22 protein-coding genes and 2 pseudogenes are annotated in these 18,878 nt (G+C 22.8%); 5 read left to right on the forward strand and 19 right to left on the reverse strand.

Annotated features, from left to right (window positions below; genetic code table 4):
* Nucleotides 1–34: 34 nt before the first annotated feature.
* The 4 genes from ABWV63_RS03355 to ABWV63_RS03370 all read right to left on the reverse strand — a co-directional run bounded on the left by ABWV63_RS03355 (nt 35) and on the right by ABWV63_RS03370 (nt 4,791).
* Nucleotides 35–730 carry an RDD family protein gene (locus tag ABWV63_RS03355; RefSeq protein ID WP_353306805.1) on the reverse strand — a complete coding sequence of 232 codons (696 nt, stop codon included), beginning with the start codon at nt 728–730 and terminating at the stop codon, nt 35–37.
* A gap of 4 nt (nt 731–734) precedes the next feature.
* The gene (locus ABWV63_RS03360; protein WP_353306806.1) at nt 735–1,733 is read right to left on the reverse strand and encodes a glycosyltransferase family 2 protein; all 999 of its coding nucleotides are present in this window, start codon (nt 1,731–1,733) and stop codon (nt 735–737) included.
* 73 nt (nt 1,734–1,806) lie between these two features.
* The gene (locus ABWV63_RS03365) at nt 1,807–2,622 is read right to left on the reverse strand and encodes a hypothetical protein (protein WP_353306807.1); all 816 of its coding nucleotides are present in this window, start codon (nt 2,620–2,622) and stop codon (nt 1,807–1,809) included.
* Between the two features lie 561 nt (nt 2,623–3,183).
* The gene (locus ABWV63_RS03370; protein WP_353306808.1) at nt 3,184–4,791 is read right to left on the reverse strand and encodes a YhgE/Pip family protein; all 1,608 of its coding nucleotides are present in this window, start codon (nt 4,789–4,791) and stop codon (nt 3,184–3,186) included.
* Between the two features lie 86 nt (nt 4,792–4,877).
* Between ABWV63_RS03370 and tpx the strand changes: the two genes are divergently transcribed.
* Nucleotides 4,878–5,384 carry a thiol peroxidase gene (gene tpx, locus ABWV63_RS03375; protein WP_353306809.1) on the forward strand — a complete coding sequence of 169 codons (507 nt, stop codon included), beginning with the start codon at nt 4,878–4,880 and terminating at the stop codon, nt 5,382–5,384.
* Nucleotides 5,385–5,466: 82 nt separating this feature from the next.
* Here tpx and ABWV63_RS03380 read toward each other — a convergent pair.
* The 3 genes and pseudogenes from ABWV63_RS03380 to ABWV63_RS03390 all read right to left on the reverse strand — a co-directional run bounded on the left by ABWV63_RS03380 (nt 5,467) and on the right by ABWV63_RS03390 (nt 7,507).
* Nucleotides 5,467–6,646 (reverse strand): annotated as a pseudogene (locus ABWV63_RS03380) (IS256 family transposase).
* A gap of 165 nt (nt 6,647–6,811) precedes the next feature.
* Entirely contained in the window at nt 6,812–6,985 is a 174-nt protein-coding gene (locus tag ABWV63_RS03385; RefSeq protein ID WP_353306810.1) for a hypothetical protein, read from the reverse strand.
* Nucleotides 6,986–7,069: 84 nt separating this feature from the next.
* Nucleotides 7,070–7,507, reverse strand: coding sequence for a hypothetical protein (locus tag ABWV63_RS03390; protein ID WP_353306811.1), 438 nt, complete (start codon nt 7,505–7,507; stop codon nt 7,070–7,072).
* Between the two features lie 153 nt (nt 7,508–7,660).
* On the opposite strand from ABWV63_RS03390, the gene ABWV63_RS03395 reads away from it, so the two are divergent.
* Nucleotides 7,661–8,368, forward strand: a complete 708-nt coding sequence (locus ABWV63_RS03395; RefSeq protein WP_353306812.1) for an IS1595 family transposase — start codon at nt 7,661–7,663, stop codon at nt 8,366–8,368.
* Here ABWV63_RS03395 and ABWV63_RS03400 read toward each other — a convergent pair.
* Nucleotides 8,361–9,248: an IS630 family transposase gene (locus ABWV63_RS03400; protein ID WP_353306813.1), complete on the reverse strand. Its 888-nt coding sequence runs from the start codon at nt 9,246–9,248 to the stop codon at nt 8,361–8,363. The two genes, ABWV63_RS03395 and ABWV63_RS03400, sit on opposite strands and share 8 nt — an antisense overlap.
* A 109-nt stretch (nt 9,249–9,357) precedes the next feature.
* The gene (locus ABWV63_RS03405; protein WP_353306814.1) at nt 9,358–9,759 is read right to left on the reverse strand and encodes a transposase; all 402 of its coding nucleotides are present in this window, start codon (nt 9,757–9,759) and stop codon (nt 9,358–9,360) included.
* 675 nt (nt 9,760–10,434) lie between these two features.
* Between ABWV63_RS03405 and ABWV63_RS03410 the strand changes: the two genes are divergently transcribed.
* Nucleotides 10,435–12,057 (forward strand): ABC transporter ATP-binding protein/permease, encoded by a 1,623-nt coding sequence (locus tag ABWV63_RS03410; RefSeq protein WP_353306815.1) that lies wholly within the window; start codon nt 10,435–10,437, stop codon nt 12,055–12,057.
* A 225-nt stretch (nt 12,058–12,282) separates the two neighbouring features.
* On the opposite strand, the gene ABWV63_RS03415 is transcribed toward ABWV63_RS03410, so the two are convergent.
* The 3 genes from ABWV63_RS03415 to ABWV63_RS03425 all read right to left on the reverse strand — a co-directional run bounded on the left by ABWV63_RS03415 (nt 12,283) and on the right by ABWV63_RS03425 (nt 14,531).
* Nucleotides 12,283–12,906, reverse strand: coding sequence for a hypothetical protein (locus ABWV63_RS03415; protein WP_353306816.1), 624 nt, complete (start codon nt 12,904–12,906; stop codon nt 12,283–12,285).
* 173 nt (nt 12,907–13,079) lie between these two features.
* The gene (locus ABWV63_RS03420) at nt 13,080–13,331 is read right to left on the reverse strand and encodes a hypothetical protein (protein WP_353306817.1); all 252 of its coding nucleotides are present in this window, start codon (nt 13,329–13,331) and stop codon (nt 13,080–13,082) included.
* Between the two features lie 312 nt (nt 13,332–13,643).
* Nucleotides 13,644–14,531: an IS630 family transposase gene (locus ABWV63_RS03425; RefSeq protein WP_353306818.1), complete on the reverse strand. Its 888-nt coding sequence runs from the start codon at nt 14,529–14,531 to the stop codon at nt 13,644–13,646.
* A 175-nt stretch (nt 14,532–14,706) separates the two neighbouring features.
* Between ABWV63_RS03425 and ABWV63_RS03430 the strand changes: the two are divergent.
* Nucleotides 14,707–15,018 (forward strand): annotated as a pseudogene (locus ABWV63_RS03430) (IS3 family transposase); the annotation flags it as partial.
* Nucleotides 15,019–15,232: 214 nt separating this feature from the next.
* Here ABWV63_RS03430 and ABWV63_RS03435 read toward each other — a convergent pair.
* Entirely contained in the window at nt 15,233–16,012 is a 780-nt protein-coding gene (locus tag ABWV63_RS03435) for an IS630 family transposase (protein ID WP_353306819.1), read from the reverse strand.
* Between the two features lie 121 nt (nt 16,013–16,133).
* Here ABWV63_RS03435 and ABWV63_RS03440 point away from each other — a divergent pair, with 121 nt between their 5' ends.
* Complete coding sequence (locus tag ABWV63_RS03440) at nt 16,134–16,511, forward strand: transposase (RefSeq protein WP_353306820.1); 378 nt, start codon at nt 16,134–16,136, stop codon at nt 16,509–16,511.
* A gap of 331 nt (nt 16,512–16,842) precedes the next feature.
* Here the strand turns inward: ABWV63_RS03440 and ABWV63_RS03445 are convergent, their stop codons facing one another.
* The 6 genes from ABWV63_RS03445 to ABWV63_RS03470 form a co-directional block, all read right to left on the reverse strand.
* Entirely contained in the window at nt 16,843–17,103 is a 261-nt protein-coding gene (locus ABWV63_RS03445) for a transposase family protein (protein WP_353306821.1), read from the reverse strand.
* Nucleotides 17,104–17,122: 19 nt separating this feature from the next.
* The gene (locus tag ABWV63_RS03450; protein WP_353306822.1) at nt 17,123–17,545 is read right to left on the reverse strand and encodes a transposase family protein; all 423 of its coding nucleotides are present in this window, start codon (nt 17,543–17,545) and stop codon (nt 17,123–17,125) included.
* Nucleotides 17,546–17,653: 108 nt separating this feature from the next.
* Nucleotides 17,654–17,770: a lipoprotein gene (locus tag ABWV63_RS03455; protein WP_353306823.1), complete on the reverse strand. Its 117-nt coding sequence runs from the start codon at nt 17,768–17,770 to the stop codon at nt 17,654–17,656.
* A 245-nt stretch (nt 17,771–18,015) separates the two neighbouring features.
* Nucleotides 18,016–18,423, reverse strand: coding sequence for a transposase family protein (locus ABWV63_RS03460; protein WP_353305654.1), 408 nt, complete (start codon nt 18,421–18,423; stop codon nt 18,016–18,018).
* A 92-nt stretch (nt 18,424–18,515) separates the two neighbouring features.
* Entirely contained in the window at nt 18,516–18,710 is a 195-nt protein-coding gene (locus ABWV63_RS03465; RefSeq protein WP_353306824.1) for a transposase family protein, read from the reverse strand.
* Nucleotides 18,695–18,868: a hypothetical protein gene (locus ABWV63_RS03470; protein ID WP_353305528.1), complete on the reverse strand. Its 174-nt coding sequence runs from the start codon at nt 18,866–18,868 to the stop codon at nt 18,695–18,697. The genes ABWV63_RS03465 and ABWV63_RS03470 overlap by 16 nt, the downstream gene beginning before the upstream one ends.
* Nucleotides 18,869–18,878: the final 10 nt, after the last annotated feature.

Genomic DNA, 18,878 nt, shown 5'->3' on the forward strand with positions numbered 1-18,878 from the left:
TTATTTATCCTTAAGTTAGTAAGAGTATATACTATTAAAGACTGTTTATATTTTCTAATTCGTCATCATTAATATTTCCTGGACGAGAATAAACTAAATGAATATGCGGATCATTAACGTTAGTTGATATCTTCCGTTTATTAGTTGCAAGCGGTTTCTTGTTAATGACAAAAGTTTTATGATTACGATCAAAGAATAGCTGATGATATTTATCAATTTTAGTGACGATCATAATCCCGCAATACCAAGCAAAATCAAAACTAACTACAGAACGAATAAGAATATTTAATCAAGAATTTAAAGTACTATTACTATTAATAGTAGCAATGTTTTCATTAAAAGTCAATTTCATAAAAAGAATTATTGAAGTGGTTAATAATAGAGGAATAAAAACTAAAAATAGTTCACGATAAAAAAAATGTTTTAACTTTAAATCTTGATTTTTTTCATTTACTAATCTTATTTGAAAAATTAATTTTCCTAAAGTTTGGCCCTTACATTTTCATGGGATAATAACAAAATATATAATAACAATAATTATATTAATAATAAAAATAATTATTAATTGTCATGATTCTTGATTACCTTTATTATCTAAATAATGGATTGCTAATCCAATTATTAATGGGATTAAACTAACAAAAATCACGTCAAAAATACGTGCAATAATACGTTTTCATGTTTTAGTTATTATATATGTTTCGGTTGTATCTAATTTTTTAATATTCATTTTTTTACTCTCAATATTTTGAATCATCTCTAATATTATTATCTTTAAAATATTTCTTAAAATAAGTACTTAGATCAGGAGCATAAGTGGTAAATTTATCATTTGGATTAATAGTATTAAAATAAGAATTTTTTTTAAAATTTTTAAATTTAAATTCAATAATTTCTTTGACACGATTATATGTTTTTTCAATTAATGCAGGTTTTTTAGAAATGCTAATAAATCTTAAAAGAGTATATAGATAGTATCTAACAAAAGCATATTCCAACTCTTCATATAAAACTTTTTTAATTTTATAATTATTATAATAGTTTAAAATATGTATTCATTGATGCATTAGTTCAAAAATATTATCATTTTCCAATGTGTTATTTTTAGATGTTAATAATGTTTCATTAATTGCATAATATGTTTTACAATGTGCTAAAAATGAGTATAAAAATAAACTATCAAATTGGATTTCTTTACGAAATTGTAAATTATATTCATTAATAATACTGACTTTCATGATTTTTGTTGTTAAAACTGGTGTTGTTAAAGCAAAGACTATTTTTCCTTGTGTTGTATTTAAATTATATAATTTATTAACTTCAGTTCTAATTGTTGAATGAAAAACATTATTTATATCAAATTCATAACGAACACAATATTCAATACAATCTAAATCTTTATTATTATCTAAAATTTTATTAACTGTTTCAACAAAATTAACGCTAAGAATTTCAGTTGGATTTAAAATAACTACATATTGTCCGGAAATATATTTAAGACCAAGATTACGACTAATGGCAATACCTGATACTTGATAATTAGTAATCATTTTTAAATTTTGTGGATATAATTTAAAATATTTACTAAATATCTCCAAATTTTCATTGTTAATGCCATCATCAACAACAACAACTTCAAAATTAGTTTTTTTATTTACAAAAATCTTTGCTAAAAAATAATCTAAGTGTTCGGATTCAAATGAAGTTGTATATAAAATAAAACTTAGTAGCATAATAAATACTTTCTCCCTTTTATAAATAATTATAACACTTCTTTAACAATTTTAAGTGAAGGTTTATCAACATTTATTTTTTATTTTTTTGATTACTATTTTTAAGTTTATTTTTAGATTCTAAAGTAGATTTTTCTATATTATCTGTTTCTTTAATAACTTTAACAGTCATATTTTTATGATCAAAAATAGTTTTTAAATTACCTTCAATAATAACGGTTTCAGTATTATTAGGTTTAATAACGTTTCGCTTTGCGGGCTTGCTAACTTTTTTCTTTTTTTGTCCTTTTAATATTTCTATTCTTAAAAAAGCACGTGTTTTTCTAATTTCAAATTTTTCAAATTTAAAAAGAAATGATTTAATAAACTTTTTATACGAATTAACAAAATATCGAAGTCTTTTCTTGCTTCGAGCATGATTATCATATTTTAATAAAATACAAACATAGTTTAATTCATTTCTTGCTTCTGATTCAATTAATGAATTAAAAAAACTGTGATAATTATGACTTAAGTTATATGGTTGACCAGATATTGCACTTTTATAAGGAGTAAAACCTAGATTACCAGTAGTTTTATAATACTTAAAATCAGCAACTCGTGTTGTCATTTGTCCCTTAGGATGTTCTGGTGATTTAATTTCTGATATTTTAAAAATATTATTTGTATCAAATTCTAAAAAATAGCAATATACCTTATGAACAAAGTTACCTGCAGTTTTAAAAGCAATATATAAATCTACTTTTGCTTCATAATTTAAATTATCAAAAATACTAATGTATGGTTGATAAAAATCATATTTTTTATCAATAATTTCTCATCCTTGTTTTTTAATAGTAAGTTCAATCTCATCAGCACAAATATTTGGATTTAAAATAATTTTCTTCATTTTCTACTCCTAACTCTAATATTTTCTAAGTCTATTTTATCAAATTATATATAAAGTGTGGGCTAAGAAAATTTTCCACTTTGATTAATAATTAAAGTACTTTTATTTTTACTATTAAACAACTAACAATACATCATAAAATTATCTTTAAACTATATGAATATATCATATATTTCTAAACATAATAAACATTGCCTTTTTGTTCGCTAGTTATTAATTAAATTACACCACTTACTCCTTCCAATTTTGAAAATGTTTCGTGGTTATTACAAAAGAAATTTTAATTAATTTATTATTAGAAACATGAGCATTAATTGAAAGCATAGCCCCTTAACTAGCAAAATATGTTATAGTAACATTATTAATAATTTTTTAATACATAAGTCATTTTCTTCTTTTACTTTTTTATGTTTTTTATTTTATAAATTAAGTTCTACATAAATATAATTTATGTAGAACTTAATTTAAGTTTTTTTTGAAAAAATAATATATAACATTCTTTAAAGTACTCTATTTTTATTAGAAAATATTAATAAAAAAGGAAACCTAAAAATATAATGTTTAATTTTCATCATTAGTAGTTTTATTTTTTAATGATGAAGAATTATTAACAACTAATTTAATTTTTTTATTTCCAACTTGATTTTTTGCATCTTTATGATCATATCATCAATTAAGTAACAATGATAATGGTACTAAAATAATAATAAATATTAATAAACAACCAATACTTCATAAAATAGTCATTGGATTAGGATTAATAAGAATTTCTCTTAGTCCTTTTATTGCATAACTAAATGGTAAAAAATTATACATTACTTGAAAAAACTTGGGTTCTAATTCAACAGGAAAAGTACCACTTGATGAAGAAAGTTGTAATATTAAAAGAATAACAATTAAAAATCTACCTAAATTATGATTACGAAACATGTGAGCAATTGATTGAACAACCAAGTCAAAAATAATTGCTATTCATCACATGTATAAAAACATTTGTCAAAAACGTTGTCATAAATCAATATTATTAAATAATAGTAATAATGAAGTTACTAAAATTGTTGACTGAATTAAACCAAAAATAATCATTCATGCTGATTTAGCTAAATAGTTTGATCAAAATTTAGTTTTTGGAATATCTTTATTTCTAATAAAAGTAAAAGTTAATAATAAAGTACCTACTCACATTCCAATACACATGAAATATGGTCCTAAACCAAATCCATAAGGAGATTTATCTTGACCTTCAATATTAATATTAAAATTAATAAAGTTAATAGTTGCCAATAAAGTATGATTCATTCAATAATCATGTTCTAAAACTTTAATATGTTTAATATCTCTGTTGCTTGTTACACTATCAATATTAGCATTAAATTGTTCATCATGAGGACCTAAACCAGGAACAGCAATTGAAAGAATATCATAAATTTCTTTTAAAATTGGTTGTAAATGCTGATAACCTGAATCAGAAGCATCTTTATCTCAATAATCAAATACTTGATCACTAATAACAAGAGGTAAAAACTTACTAAAAATATTATCTTTTAATGCATTTAAAGCAAAATCATTAATTTCACCTAAAATCGGACTAACTTTATATGAAGCTTGTAAACTAATTTTTGGTCTAATAGTAATTTGATTAATAAGATTCCAAATTCTTTCTGGAGTTTTAATATTTTCAATAACTACTTTAAAAGTTTTTTTAAAAAAATCATTAAAATCCTTAGTAAAACAACTATCAATAATAATTTCAGTTAAAAAAGTTTTGTCATTTTGATGTTGATAATAACTTTTTCAATCATCATAATAATAAACAGTAAATGTTTTTTTCTCATTGTTAATTTGTAAATCATTAATTTTAAATTCATAAGCACCACTACTATTAGGATTTTCATTATCCAAATTTAAATTATGTCTATTAATAACGCGATTAATTCCTACTGCAGAACTATCATTATTAACTAAAGCAATTGGTAAATGATTAATATTTCCCAATGGATTAAAAAAAGCTCATAAAGCAATAAACGCATATAAAAATGGAATAAAAAATAGCGCAATACTTTTAATAATTGTTCTTTTATTTTTATAAATGTGTTTAGCCCCCACTGCTTTAAAAACCACTTTAAATTCTTCAATCACAATTTTAAATTTATTTAAAATTTTTAACACTTTGTTACTCCTTAATAGATTATCTTTAATAAATTTAGTTATAATAATATTATAAATACATTTGATAAAAAGGGAGAAAAAATATTATGTTGCAATTAACAATTAAAGGTAAACCCGTTCATATTAAAAATGAAATAATCAAAGTTGGAGATACTTTATCATTTTCTGCAGTTAATAAAACAATGGATAATATGAATTTGGAACAATTCACTAATAAATTTAAAATTATTTCTAGTGTACCAAGCATTGATACTAAAACTTGTGCTTTACAAACTATACACTTTAATAAAGAGGCCAATAAATTAAAAGATTTAGTTATCATTAGTATTTCGAAAGATTTGCCATTTGCTCAAAATCGCTTTTGTGAAAAACTAAAAATGAATAATAATTTTCATATTTGAAGTGATTATCGTAATAATGAAAATAATTTTAGTAATACTACTAATTTATTAATTGATGAAATCCAATTATTAGCACGTGCTATTAGCATTATTGATAAAAATAACAAAGTTATATATTTACAAATTGTTAAAGAAGTAACATTAGAACCAAACTATGATGAAGTTCTAAAATTTATTAAAACTTTAACATAAAAAAAGTTAGGTAATACTTATTTTATTTATCAGTAGACTTTTAGAGGCTTTTTAAAAAACTGTGTATATTTTTACAAAGTTACTAGTTTAGATTAATTCTATCTTCAAATTTTATCATAAAATGAGCAATTGCTGTATTTCAATTTTGAATGGGCATTGTTCATTTTTTTGTTATATTTTCAATTGCTAAGTAAAATATTTTAAAAACTGCCATATCATTTGGAAAAACTTTTTTATTTCTAATAACTTTTCGTAATTGACTATTAACAGATTCAATAGCATTTGTTGTATAAATCACTCTTTTGATTTCTGCAGGATAACTAATAAAAAACATTAAATTATCTCAATTTTTATATCATGATTTAGCAATTTGAGGATATTGTTTATTTCATTTACTTTCAAAAGATTCTAAAGCTTGCATTGCTTGTTCTTCACTACATGCACTATAAATTGGTTTTAAATCTGTAACTAGTGATTTTCTATGTTTGTATGAAACATATTTTAAACTATTTCTAATTTGATGAACTATGCATAATTGATGTTCGTTTTTAGGATAAACTGATTGTATTGCTTCTGACATTCCTGTTAAATTGTCACTACAAGCAATATCATTTAAGCCTCGATTTTTCATTTCTGTGAAATTAGATAATCAAAACTTAGAACCTTCATTTTCACTAATTAATAAACCTAAAATATCTTTTTTTACCTTCTAAATCAACTCCTAGTGCTATATAAACTGATTTGTTAATAATGCGTTTATCTTGTCGTACTTTAACTACTATACAATCAAAATAAACAATCGGATAAACACTTTCTAATGGCCGATTTTGTCATGCTTTAACATCATCAATAACATCATCAGTAATTTGACTAATAACACTTTCGCTAATATTAGCACCATGATATAACTCTTGTAACTGCATTCTAATATCTGATAAAGTCATGCCTTTGGCATATAATGAAAGAACTTGTTGATCAAAACCATCAAATATTCTTTGTCTTTTTGCAACTATTACTGGCTCAAAATTACTATTACGATCTCGTGGTACATTAATCTCAATTTTACCTTGTTGGGTTATTAATTTTTTTGAACTTATACCATTACGATCATTTTCACTAGTATTATGTTGATTTTTTTCATATCCTAAATAATTTTGCATTTCAGAATTCAACATTTTTTCAACTAATCTTTTTGTTAATTCTTTATATAAGCCTCCCTCTTTAAAAACTGTTGTTAAATCTTCAGTATTTTCTAATAATAAATCTACTGCTTTTTATATTGGATCATTATTATTAATATTTTGTTTTTTAGACATACGTAACTCACTCTTTCTAGTTATTTAATTTTATTTACTAGAATTAATTAAACATAGTTATTTTTGTAAGTTACACAGATTACTAAACATTACCGACTTTTAAAAAACTATTTATTTTGAAAATGAAATATGTTTTTTTGATTTCTGATCTTTTTTAGCGCTATCTGCTTTTTCCTTTTCACGTGCTGCTTTCTCAGCTTTTTGTGCTAGTCTTTCTTTCATATCTTTAGCTCTTTGCATAGCTGATTTAGTGAGTATTTTATCTACTTTTGCTTTTTCATCCATAATGTGTCTCCTTTTTTAAATTATAAACTTGCTCTTCACATATTTTTAATTGGTGATTTCTTTCTAATATCTTCTCTTTCAAGATTATCATTTTTTTCATGATTTTCAAATAAATTTCTTACATTTTCAATTGTTTTTTTCTTCTTGAAATTCTTCTCATGCTTGTTTTGGTTTATAAAAAAAACCATCACACATATGCTTTTTAGTTACATCACTTTCATTAAAAACTTCTTTTATTTTGCTGATATCTCTAGGTTTTAAATTTTGTGAAAATTTAACTGTTTCGTTTCAATTTTCATTTCATTGTTGAACTTTTTGAGCATAAATTTTTGAAAATTCTTGATTTTTTACATCTTGTTTATTTTTTTCAAATTTTTTACTTAACTCTTTTTGAATATTTTCAAATGTTTTACTTTTATTACTATCTCAAATTTTACCAAAACTTTTTGCAAATGCCTGTACTTTTGTCTCACGCGTTAAACTCGGACGAATAAATATAACGGATAGATTTTCTAACTTCAAACAATAAAACTAGCAAATCTAAATATTTGTTAATTAAATTAGGAAATTATCCCCACATTTACTATTTTGGAGGAAAAAATTAATTTAAATGAATTCAATAGCATATTTCAAAATTAAAACGATTGTTTAAAATATATAGCGAAGTTGAAAGTAATGAAATGTATCAGGTGTGCTTCTTCTAGTTTGAATGTTTCTGATTTGAGAAGAATAAGATGTTTGAAATGTCATCAAACATTTAGTATTCTTCATGACACCATTTTTCACAAGTCACAAACACCTTTGACATCTTGGTTTTATCTCATCTTTAGATGAATAAACACAAAGCATGGCATCCCATCAACAAATGTTGCAAGGAAATTGGGTGTGACATATAAAACATCTTGAAGAATGGGTTATGAAATCAGAACTAGAATTTGGAATCAAGATGCAGGGTTCATTGATGATGCCACAGCGCAGATGGATGAAATGTATCTTTCACATGTAGGTTTTAAAAAACAAGGAAGATCCTTGTTGAATAAAACCTTGATTGTTGGAGTTTATGAGAAAACAAGAAACAAACTAATTGTGAAAGTATTGAAAAAAGCAGATGAGAAAAACCTTTTATGATTTGCATTGAAACACATTTCTACTTGGTGTTGTCTATTTACGGATTCTTGGAAGGGATATGTAATTTTCAAAAACTTCTATCACAAACATGAAATCGTAAATAATGAAGTTGGGTATGTGTCATCAACAGGTGTAAACACAAACCAGATTGAATCTGCATGAAAACACATCCGACGAACTTTCCGAACACACATAAAAGTTTCAAAACATAATATTCATTTATATGAAAAAGAAGCTGCACATATAGCTAACTAAAGTAATGTTTACTCATATCTTGAAAAATAAAATCAATCGCTTTTTTAATATTTGGCCAATAATTTGGTAATATTTTTCTTATATTATGTTTTATAGCAAATCAAAAATTTTCAATTGGATTTAAATTAGGAGAATATGGTGGAAGAAATAATAGTTTGCATCCAGCATTTTCAATTAATTGTTGTGTTAATTTAGATTTATGAAACGTTGCATTATCTAAAACTATAATTTGTCCACACTTTAATACTGGAATTAGTATATTTTTTACATATGATTCAAAAATTTTACTGTTGCAATGTCCTTCAAATGCTCATAGGGCTTTTAATTTACCTTTATTTAGTGAACCAATTATACTCATTCTTTTTATTTTATATGCGGTTTTATTATCAAATAATATTTTACCTTTTTCAGATCAACCATATTTATAAAATTCATTATCATCAATTCCAGATTCATCAATATATACTAAATCTTCATTCATTATTTTAGATATTTCTTTTAAAAAATATTCTTGTTTATTTTTATATCTTTGTTCATATAAAAAAGTTTTTTTATATTTATAATTTAGTTTTTTGAAATAGTTATAAACTGTTTCTTTAGTCATATCACCAAATTTTTCAATCACTTTTTGAACTGTAACATCTTTATTTTGCGCTAAATAATTTTTTAATTCCTCTAAATCCTTTATTTTGTGGCTATGTCCTTTTTGATAATTCAAAATTGGTTTTATATGCACAGTTTCTTTTTTTCTTTTTCTTCATAATAATAAAGTCTTTCTAGTAATATTGAACACTTTACAAATTTCTTTAATTTTCATGTTTTTACTTTCATAGGCTTCTATTACTTTTCTTCGTAAGTCTTCACTGTATGGTTTTGGCATAATTTAATCTTCCTAATCTATTTTAAATATTGCTGAATTGTACTTTTAAATTCAAAAAATGTTTAAATTACATATTATTATTTTACATTATTTATGAGTAAACATTACTTTAGTTAGCTATAATATCTGATAAAGTCATGTCTTTGGCATATAATGAAAGAACTTGTTGATAAAAACCATCAAATCTTCTTTGTCTTGTTGCAACTATTACTGGCTCAAAATTACTATTACGATCTCGTGGTACATTAATCTCAATTTTACCTTGTTGAGTTATTAATTTTTTTGAACTTATACCATTACGAGCATTATCACTATTATTATGTTGATTTTTTTCATATCCTAAATAATTTTGCATTTCAGAATTCAACATTTTTTCAACTAATCTTTTTGTTAATTCTTTATATAAACCTCCCTCTTTAAAAACTGTTGTTAAATCTTCAGTATTTTCTAGTAATAAATCTACTGCTTTTGATATTGGATCATTATTATTAATATTTTGTTTTTTAGACATAAGTAACTCACTCTTTCTATTTATTTAATTTTATTTACTAGAATTAATTAAACATAGTTATTTTTGTAAGTTACACAGATTACTAAACATTACCTTAATCCCTAAACTAGTAACTTTGTAAAAAGATGCACAGATTTTTAAAAAGCCTCAACGACACATTGTACGAATTTTATATTTAACTTTATTTTTAGTAATAATTTCTATTTTATGCATATTATTAGTGCTGCTTGCTTTAAAATATTATTTTCCATTCTTAATTGTTTTAATTCTTTTCTTAATTTAATTAATTAATTTTCTTCAACAGAACGGTTATCTTTGGTTTTAAAACTGCCTTAATTAGTAAATTGCTTAATTCAATGATAAGTAGCTGCTCTTGTAACAGTGTACTCTTTAGCAAGACAAGACACTGGCTTACCACTTTGATATAAAGCTACTATTTGTTTTTTAAATTCATCTTAATATGAGTTAATATTGGCCATAATTATAATTCCTTTCTTTTAACTAATTTGTTCACTTGTCTACGTAATTAGTGTCCAATAAAGTGTAACCCATCCATAAAAATGATTTACTCATATTTTAATTGTTAACAGCAGCAAAATGATATATAATGATCTAATAGAACCAAATTTAGATAGTGAAAATAGTAGTTTAGATTGAAAGGAGATGAAATAAAAAATGTTAGAAAAAGAAGCCAAAACAAATTTAACAGAAACAACACATGAAAAAAGAATTAAAAATAGTGACTTTCTAATTAATGCTACTGACATTGTTAAATTATACTGTGATAAAACGGTTTTAAATAAATTAAATATTCAAATTAAAGCTGGTGAGCGAATTGGAATCATTGGTGCAAATGGTAGTGGTAAGTCAACACTGACAGAAATTATTGCTGGTATTAGACATGCAACTTCAGGAGTTATTGAAAAAAAAGAAGGTATTGTTATTGGTTTCCAATTTCAAGAATCAAAATATCCACCAGGGATTACTATTATGGATATGCTTACTTATTATTTAGAAACATTTAATATCGAAATCAATGTTGGTCAATTAAATGAATTATTAAATACCTATCAATTATCAGCTGCTAAAAATAAAAATATTATGTTTCTATCTGGTGGTCAACAACAACGACTTAATATATTATTAAGTGTTATTCATAAACCTGACTTGGTTATTTTAGATGAAGTATCAACTGGTTTAGATATTGAAGTTAAGGAAGAAATATTTGATTTTTTACAAAAAAATATTGTTGAAAAAAATGTAGCAATGATTTTAGTCACTCATAACATGAGTGAAATTGAAAATTTCTGTACACGTATCATTTATATGCACGATGGTGACATTATTGAAAAACGGACTGTTAAAGAGGTTGTTAAAGAATATGGTTCAGTTCATAACTATACATCTCAACAATTTCAAAAATATAAAAAACCTACTATTGCTGCAGAAAAAGAAACATTATCTAAGAAAAAAGGTCAGCAAGATCCAAACAAAATTGTAAATGCAGCAAAAACACGTCCTTCTAAACAAATACCGTTATTGAATTTAATGTTTAAATATTATCTAAAAGGCTTCTTTGTCCCATTTTTTCTAATTGTTTATCCAATTCTAATCTTGGGAATTCAAGGAGAATCAATACGGCATACTGGTGCTGATGTTGTTGGCACCATTACTGCCGTTAAACAAATGATTGCTGGTATTGCGATTGTTAATATTATTTCAGTTGGAATATTTATTATTCCTCAAACAATTATTGAATTTAAATTATCTGTATTACTAAAAAGAATTGGTGCAACTAATATTCATCCTTTATTTTTTGTTAATGCTGTAATTATCATCGGTGTATTTGCTTCAATAATTTCTTTCTTATGAACATTATTATGAGGTGGCATTTACTTTGGTGGTAAGTATGGGTGAAGTGTTATTGCTCTTCCTACTCAAATTGGTGCTTCGATTCCATGAATTATTATTATTTTTATTACTACTATTTGTTTAGGAATAATGTTAGCATCATTATTTAAGACTATTACTTCATTTATTGCTGTTGCCAACGTAGTATATTTACCTGTCGCTTACTTAAGTGGCTCAATTATGCCTATTGATTGAATTACAAGTAGTAAAGTATTAAATATTATTAGTTATTTCTCACCATTTAAATACTCTACTTTGCCTTATTTTGAATGTTGAAATGGAACATTTAAAATGACATGAGAAATGTATTTATATGGAGGTATTAGTTTAATAATAATAGCAATTTTTATGGGAATTGCTGCTCTCAAATTAAAATGACAAGATTAATAATCTAAATTTAAAAGTGATTGGAATTCCCAATCACTTTTAATATTTAATTTTTCAACTATTAAATAAAGAAACTTTTTTATTATCTTTAAAAAATTATGATATTTTTATCTTGTATACTTTATTATTACTATTAGTGTTTGCTGCAAATAAATAATTATCATTAATTACTAATGAACCAATTTCACAAACATATAAATCAAAAGGTGCTCATAAATTAGCTATTTATTGACCATTTTGATAAATCTTACCTTTAACTAAATCTGTTTGTGTTCCGACATATCAATCATTACCCACTGCTACCAACGAAAAAACTTGTGAATCTAAATGAGCTATTTCTTGACCATTTTTATAAACTTTGCTATTGTAACTATTTGGAACTTCTGTACTTATATATCAATCACTTTTATTATTTCTCATGGCTAAAGAATAAGCATTCATGTATCCTTTGAAAGTATAAAAAATCATTATATTTACTTTTATATTTTTTTCACCTTTAAAAAGTCGTGAATTTGATTTAGCAGTTATTTTTATGTCTAATATTACTGCATTAATATCATTACTTATTATTTGATAACCATCAATTTTAGTAATTTCTACATCTTTTAACTTTAAACGTATCAAACTAGGTTTTGTTTCACTCAACTCATAAACTAATTGTCCCTTAAAATTTTCAATAATTTGATCAGTATTTTCTCACTTAAAATTAATCTCTGCTGGGAAGATAGATAAATCATTTCTATCTGCAATGATACTTAAATTACTTATTGTTATCCAATCAAATTTTGCGAATGCCTTATTTTTTTCAGTTACTTTAATTTTTATATCAATATTGCTTATATTAGCCAAATTAATGATACTATCATCTGCTAATTGTTTTCCTTCATTAGTTCAAATAGAAATTAATATGCTTTTATCATTTTTTATTTCACCAGTATTTTTATAAATACCTCATGATTACTTCTCAATTTGATAATGAATAGTATAATATGTATCTTCGCCGGTCATACTTTTTGTAAACTCTAAAGTTTTTTTAAATCATTTCTATTTAAATTAATCTTTTGATCTCTAAGAATATAGTTAACTGTAATATTGTCTTTTTTTCCAGTAAAATTTTCTCCTTTAGCTACAATTTTAACGTTTAAAAATAAGGAGTTATTAATAGCACTATCTTGTATATTTATTGTAGTTTCTGATTTATAAACATCATAATCATTAGTTGTTATCGTGCTTAAATTTGGTAATTTTCTTATTTTTTCTTCTAATTTAGCCAAGAAATCTGATTTTGTATTTGCAGATAATTCTTCTAAATTAATACATTAGACATATTCCGTAAATAAATTTAATCAATTGTCAACAATAATATTTATAAATTTTTTAGTGTTAATAATTATAGAAGTTAATATTTTTAAAAAAATACTTTAAAAATAAATTTATATTTCAAACACAAAAATTGTTAATATTATTTTTATATTAACTTGATAAAAATTTAAATTTTTAAAAAAATATTAAAAATATTTTTTTATTTTAATGGTTTTGTTTTATTAAAAATTTCACAAAGTAAGTTAAATCTTAAGTACATATAGCTAACTAAAGTAATCTTTACTCATATCTTGAAAAACAAAATCAATCGCTTTTTTAATATTTGGTCAATAATTTGGTAATATTTTTCTTATATTATGTTTTATAGCAAATCAAAAATGTTCAATTGGATTTAAATTAGGAGAATATGGTGGAAGAAATAATAGTTTGCATCCAGCATTTTCAATTAATTGTTGTGTTAATTTAGATTTATGAAACTTTGCATTATCTAAAACTATAATTTGTCCACGCTTTAATACTGGAATTAGTATATTTTTTACATATGATTCAAAAATTTTACTGTTGCAATGTCCTTCAAATGCTCATAGGGCTTTTAATTTGCCTTTATTTAGTGAACCAATTATACTCATTCTTTTTATTTTATATGCGGGTTTATTATCAAATAATCTTTTACCTTTTTCAGATCAACCATATTTATAAAATTCATTATCATCAATTCCAGATTCATCAATATATACTAAATCTTCATTCATTATTTTATCTATTTCTTTTAAAAAATCTTCTTGTTTGTTTTTATCTCTTTGTTCATATAGAAAAGTTTTTTTATATGTATAATTTAGTTTTTTGAAATAGTTATAAACTGTTTCTTTAGTCATATCACCAAATTTTTCAATCACTTTTTGAACTGTAACATCTTTATTTTGCGCTAAATAATTTTTTAATTCATCTAAATCCTTTATTTTGTGGCTATGTCCTTTTTGATAATTCAAAATTGGTTTTATATGCCCAGTTTCTTTTTTTCTTTTTCTTCATAAGAATAAAGTCTTTCTAGTAATATTGAACACTTTACAAATTTCTTTAATTTTCATGTTTTTACTTTCATAGGCTTCTATTACTTTTCTTCGTAAGTCTTCACTGTATGGTTTTGGCATAATTTAATCTTCATAATCTATTTTAAATATTGCTGAATTGTACTTTTAAATTAAAAAACTGTTTAAATTACATATTATTATTTTACATTATTTATGAGTAAACATTACTTTAGTTAGCTATACTAAAAAAGATGCATCATTAGTATATCAAGCATTTATGTGCTCAAATCGTTGTTTAAAAGATATTCAAATATTTCATAGCGATCTCGGTAATGAATTTAATAATAAAACTATTGATAAACTTTTATTAGCCTTCGACATTACCCGCTCTTTAAGCAAAAAAGGTTGTCCTTATGATAACGCTGTTGCTGAAGCAACTTTCAAAACTTTCAAAACAGAGTTTATTAATGATAAAAATTTTACATCATTAATCCAATTAAAATTAGAATTATTTGATTATATCAATTGATACCACAACATAAGAATCCACAGCACTCTAAACTACTTAACCCCCATAAAACACCAAGCACAAATGTCTACCAAAAAAAAAGTCCTAAAAAATGTTGCCATTCCAGGTTGCCATTCCAAGGAATCTTTTAATAAAAGTAATATTAAATCATATAATAATCAAGTTTTTTATAGTAGACATATAGCTAACTAAAGTAATGTTTACTCATATCTTGAAAAACAAAATCAATCGCTTTTTTAATATTTGGTCAATAATTTGGTAATATTTTTCTTATATTATGTTTTATAGCAAATTAAAAATGTTCAATTGGATTTAAATTAGGAGAATATGGTGGAATAAATAATAGTTTGCATCCAGCATTTTCAATTAATTGTTGTGTTAATTTAGATTTATGAAACGTTGCATTATCTAAAACTATAATTTGTCCACGCTTTAATACTGGAATTAGTATATTTTTTACATATGATTCAAAAATTTTACTGTTGCAATGTCCTTCAAATGCTCATAGGGCTTTTAATTTACCTTTATTTAGTGAACCAATTATACTCATTCTTTTTATTTTATATGCGGGTTTATTATCAAATAATCTTTTACCTTTTTCAGATCAACCATATTTATAAAATTCATTATCATCAATTCCAGATTCATCAATATATACTAAATCTTCATTCATTATTTTAGCTATTTCTTTTAAAAAATCTTCTTGTTTATTTTTATCTCTTTGTTCATATAGAAAAGTTTTTTTATATGTATAATTTAGTTTTTTCAAACAGTTATAAACTGTTTCTTTAGTCATATCACCAAATTTTTCAATTACTTTTTGAACTGTAACATCTTTATTTTGCGCTAAATAATTTTTTAATTCATCTAAATCCTTTATTTTGTGGCTATGTCCTTTTTGATAATTCAAAATTGGTTTTATATGCCCAGTTTCTTTTTTTCTTTTTCTTCATAAGAATAAAGTCTTTCTAGTAATATTGAACACTTTACAAATTTCTTTAATTTTCATGTTTTTACTTTCATAGGCTTCTATTACTTTTCTTCGTAAGTCTTCACTGTATGGTTTTGGCATAATTTAATCTTCCTAATCTATTTTAAATATTGCTGAATTGTACTTTTAAATTCAAAAACTGTTTAAATTACATATTATTATTTTACATTATTTATGAGTAAACATTACTTTAGTTAGCTATATGTCTAAAAAACGAAATATTAATAATAATGATCCGATATCAAAAGCAGTAGATTTATTACTAGAAAATACTGAAGATTTAACAACAGTTTTTAAAGAGGGAGGTTTATATAAAGAATTAACAAAAAGATTAGTTGAAAAAATGTTGAATTCTGAAATTCAAAATTATTTAGGATATGAAAAAAATCAACATAATACTAGTGAAAATGCTCGCAATGGTATAAGTTCAAAAAAATTAATAACCCAACAAGGTAAAATTGAGATTAATGTACCACGAGATCGTAATAGTAATTTTGAGCCAGTAATAGTTGCGAAAAGACAAAGAAGATTTGATGGTTTTGATCAACAAGTTCTTTCATTAGACATATTCCGTAAATAAATTTAATCAATTGTCAATAATAATATTTATAAATTTTTTAGCGTTAATAATTATAGAAGTTAATATTTTTAAAAAAATACTTTAAAAATCAATTTATATTTCAAACACAAAAATTGTTAATATTATTTTTATATTAACTTGATAAAAATTTAAATTTTTAAAAAAATATTAAAAATATTTTTTTATTTTAATGGTTTTTTTTATTAAAAATTTCACAAAGTAAGTTAAATCTTAAGTACATAAGTCTAAATATACTTTTTCTACATTTATTTATTAAAATTTTGAATCTTTTTAATCAAGCAAAAACATGTTCAACTTTAATTCTAATTTTTTAAATAATTTTATTGTAGATTTTTTCTTGTTTAGTTAATTTTTTATTTTTAGTTTTTTTAATTGGTAATATAGTATTTTTATAAATATTTTGTATTCCTTGATATCCCAAATCACCAATAATTATTGTTTTTTCTGAAAATTCAAGATTTGAATTTTTTAATATTTGAAAATCATGTACTTTTCCATTATCAGCAAAAATATCAACAATTTTTTTATTAAAAAAGTCATATATAATTTGAAATTTTATAGAAAAATTCAACTTTTACCAGAAAAATATTCTAACTGTAGTTTTTTGTAGTTGGTCTTTCAATTTCAATTTCAGTTGAATCAATTAAATAAAATTGAAATTCATTTAAATCTTCTTGTTTTTTCTCAATTTTTGATTTATATTTTGTTTTTAAAAACTGATAATCTTTGTCATCACTAAGTTTATTTTCTACTCAAGTAATATTTCGAAAACAACTTGATGCACTCATTTTAAATTTAATACTCATTTGGAAAAAAGTATAATATTCTTTTCAGTATACTAAATTCATCATCAATCTTTCTTCAACTGAAATTTTATATTTTCTATCTTTAGTTTTTTTTAAATTTTCTATTTCAATTAATTTTGTTAACATTTCATCAAAATGAAAACCTTTTATACCAAAATATCTATAAAATTGTTCATTTTTTAATTTTTTTAAATTTTCAAAATTCATTTTTATCAACACCTTATTAATTTATTAATAAAGAAATTATAAAATAAATTTTAAATTATTAATTGACTTTTAAAAAATTTATTTACGGAATATGTCTATTTTTTTATTTTATCTGAAATATCATTTTTTTACAATTGGAAAGTCTGGTTTGCCACAACTAATAGCACTGGCGCTTGTTATTGATGTTAAAATAATAGAACTCAAGATATTTAGTAGTTTTTTCATAATATTTCTCCCCTCATCTTTTATATTTTCTTTTTTTCATCATTAGACATATTCCGTAAATAAATTTAATCAATTGTCAATAATAATATTTATAAATTTTTTAGTGTTAATAATTATAGAAGTTAATATTTTTAAAAAAATACTTTAAAAATAAATTTATATTTCAAACACAAAAATTGTTAATATTATTTTTATATTAACTTGATAAAAATTTAAATTTTTAAAAAAATATTAAAAATATTTTTTTATTTTAATGGTTTTGTTTTATTAAAAATTTCACAAAGTAAGTTAAATCTTAAGTACATAAGTCTAAATATACTTTTTCTACATTTATTTATTAAAATTTTGAATCTTTTTAATCAAGCAAAAACATGTTCAACTTTAATTCTAATTTTTGAAATAATTTTATTGTAGATTTTTTCTTGTTTAGTTAATTTTTTATTTTTAGTTTTTTTAATTGGTAATATAGTATTTTTATAAATATTTTGTATTCCTTGATATCCCAAATCACCAATAATTATTGTTTTTTCTGAAAATTCAAGATTTGAATTTTTTAATATTTGAAAATCATGTACTTTTCCATTATCAGCAAAAATATCAACAATTTTTTTATTAAAAAAGTCATATATAATTTGAAATTTTATAGAAAACATTGAACTTTTACCAGAAAAATATTATAACTGTAGTTTTTTTTAGTTGGTCTTTCAATTTCAATTTCAGTTGAATCAATTAAATAAAATTGAAATTAATTTAAATCTTCTTGTTTTTTCTCAATTTTTGATTTATATTTTGTTTTTAAAAAATGATAATCTTTGTAATCATTAAGTTTATTTTCTACTCAAGTAATATTTCGAAAACAACTTGATGCACTCATTTTATATTTAATACTCATTTGGAAAAAAGTATAATATTCTTTTCAGTATACTAAAGTCATCATCAATCTTTCTTCAACTGAAAGTTTATATTTTCTACCTTTAGTTTTTTTAAATTTTCTATTTCAATTAATTTTGTTAACATTTCATCAAAATGAAAACGTTTTATACCAAAATATCTATAAAATTGTTCATTTTTTAATTTTTTTAAATTTTCAAAATTCATTTTTATCAAC

The sequence above is a fragment of the Spiroplasma ixodetis genome, assembly GCF_040369795.1.
GTDB lineage: Bacteria > Bacillota_I > Bacilli_A > Mycoplasmatales > VBWQ01 > Spiroplasma_E > Spiroplasma_E ixodetis_B.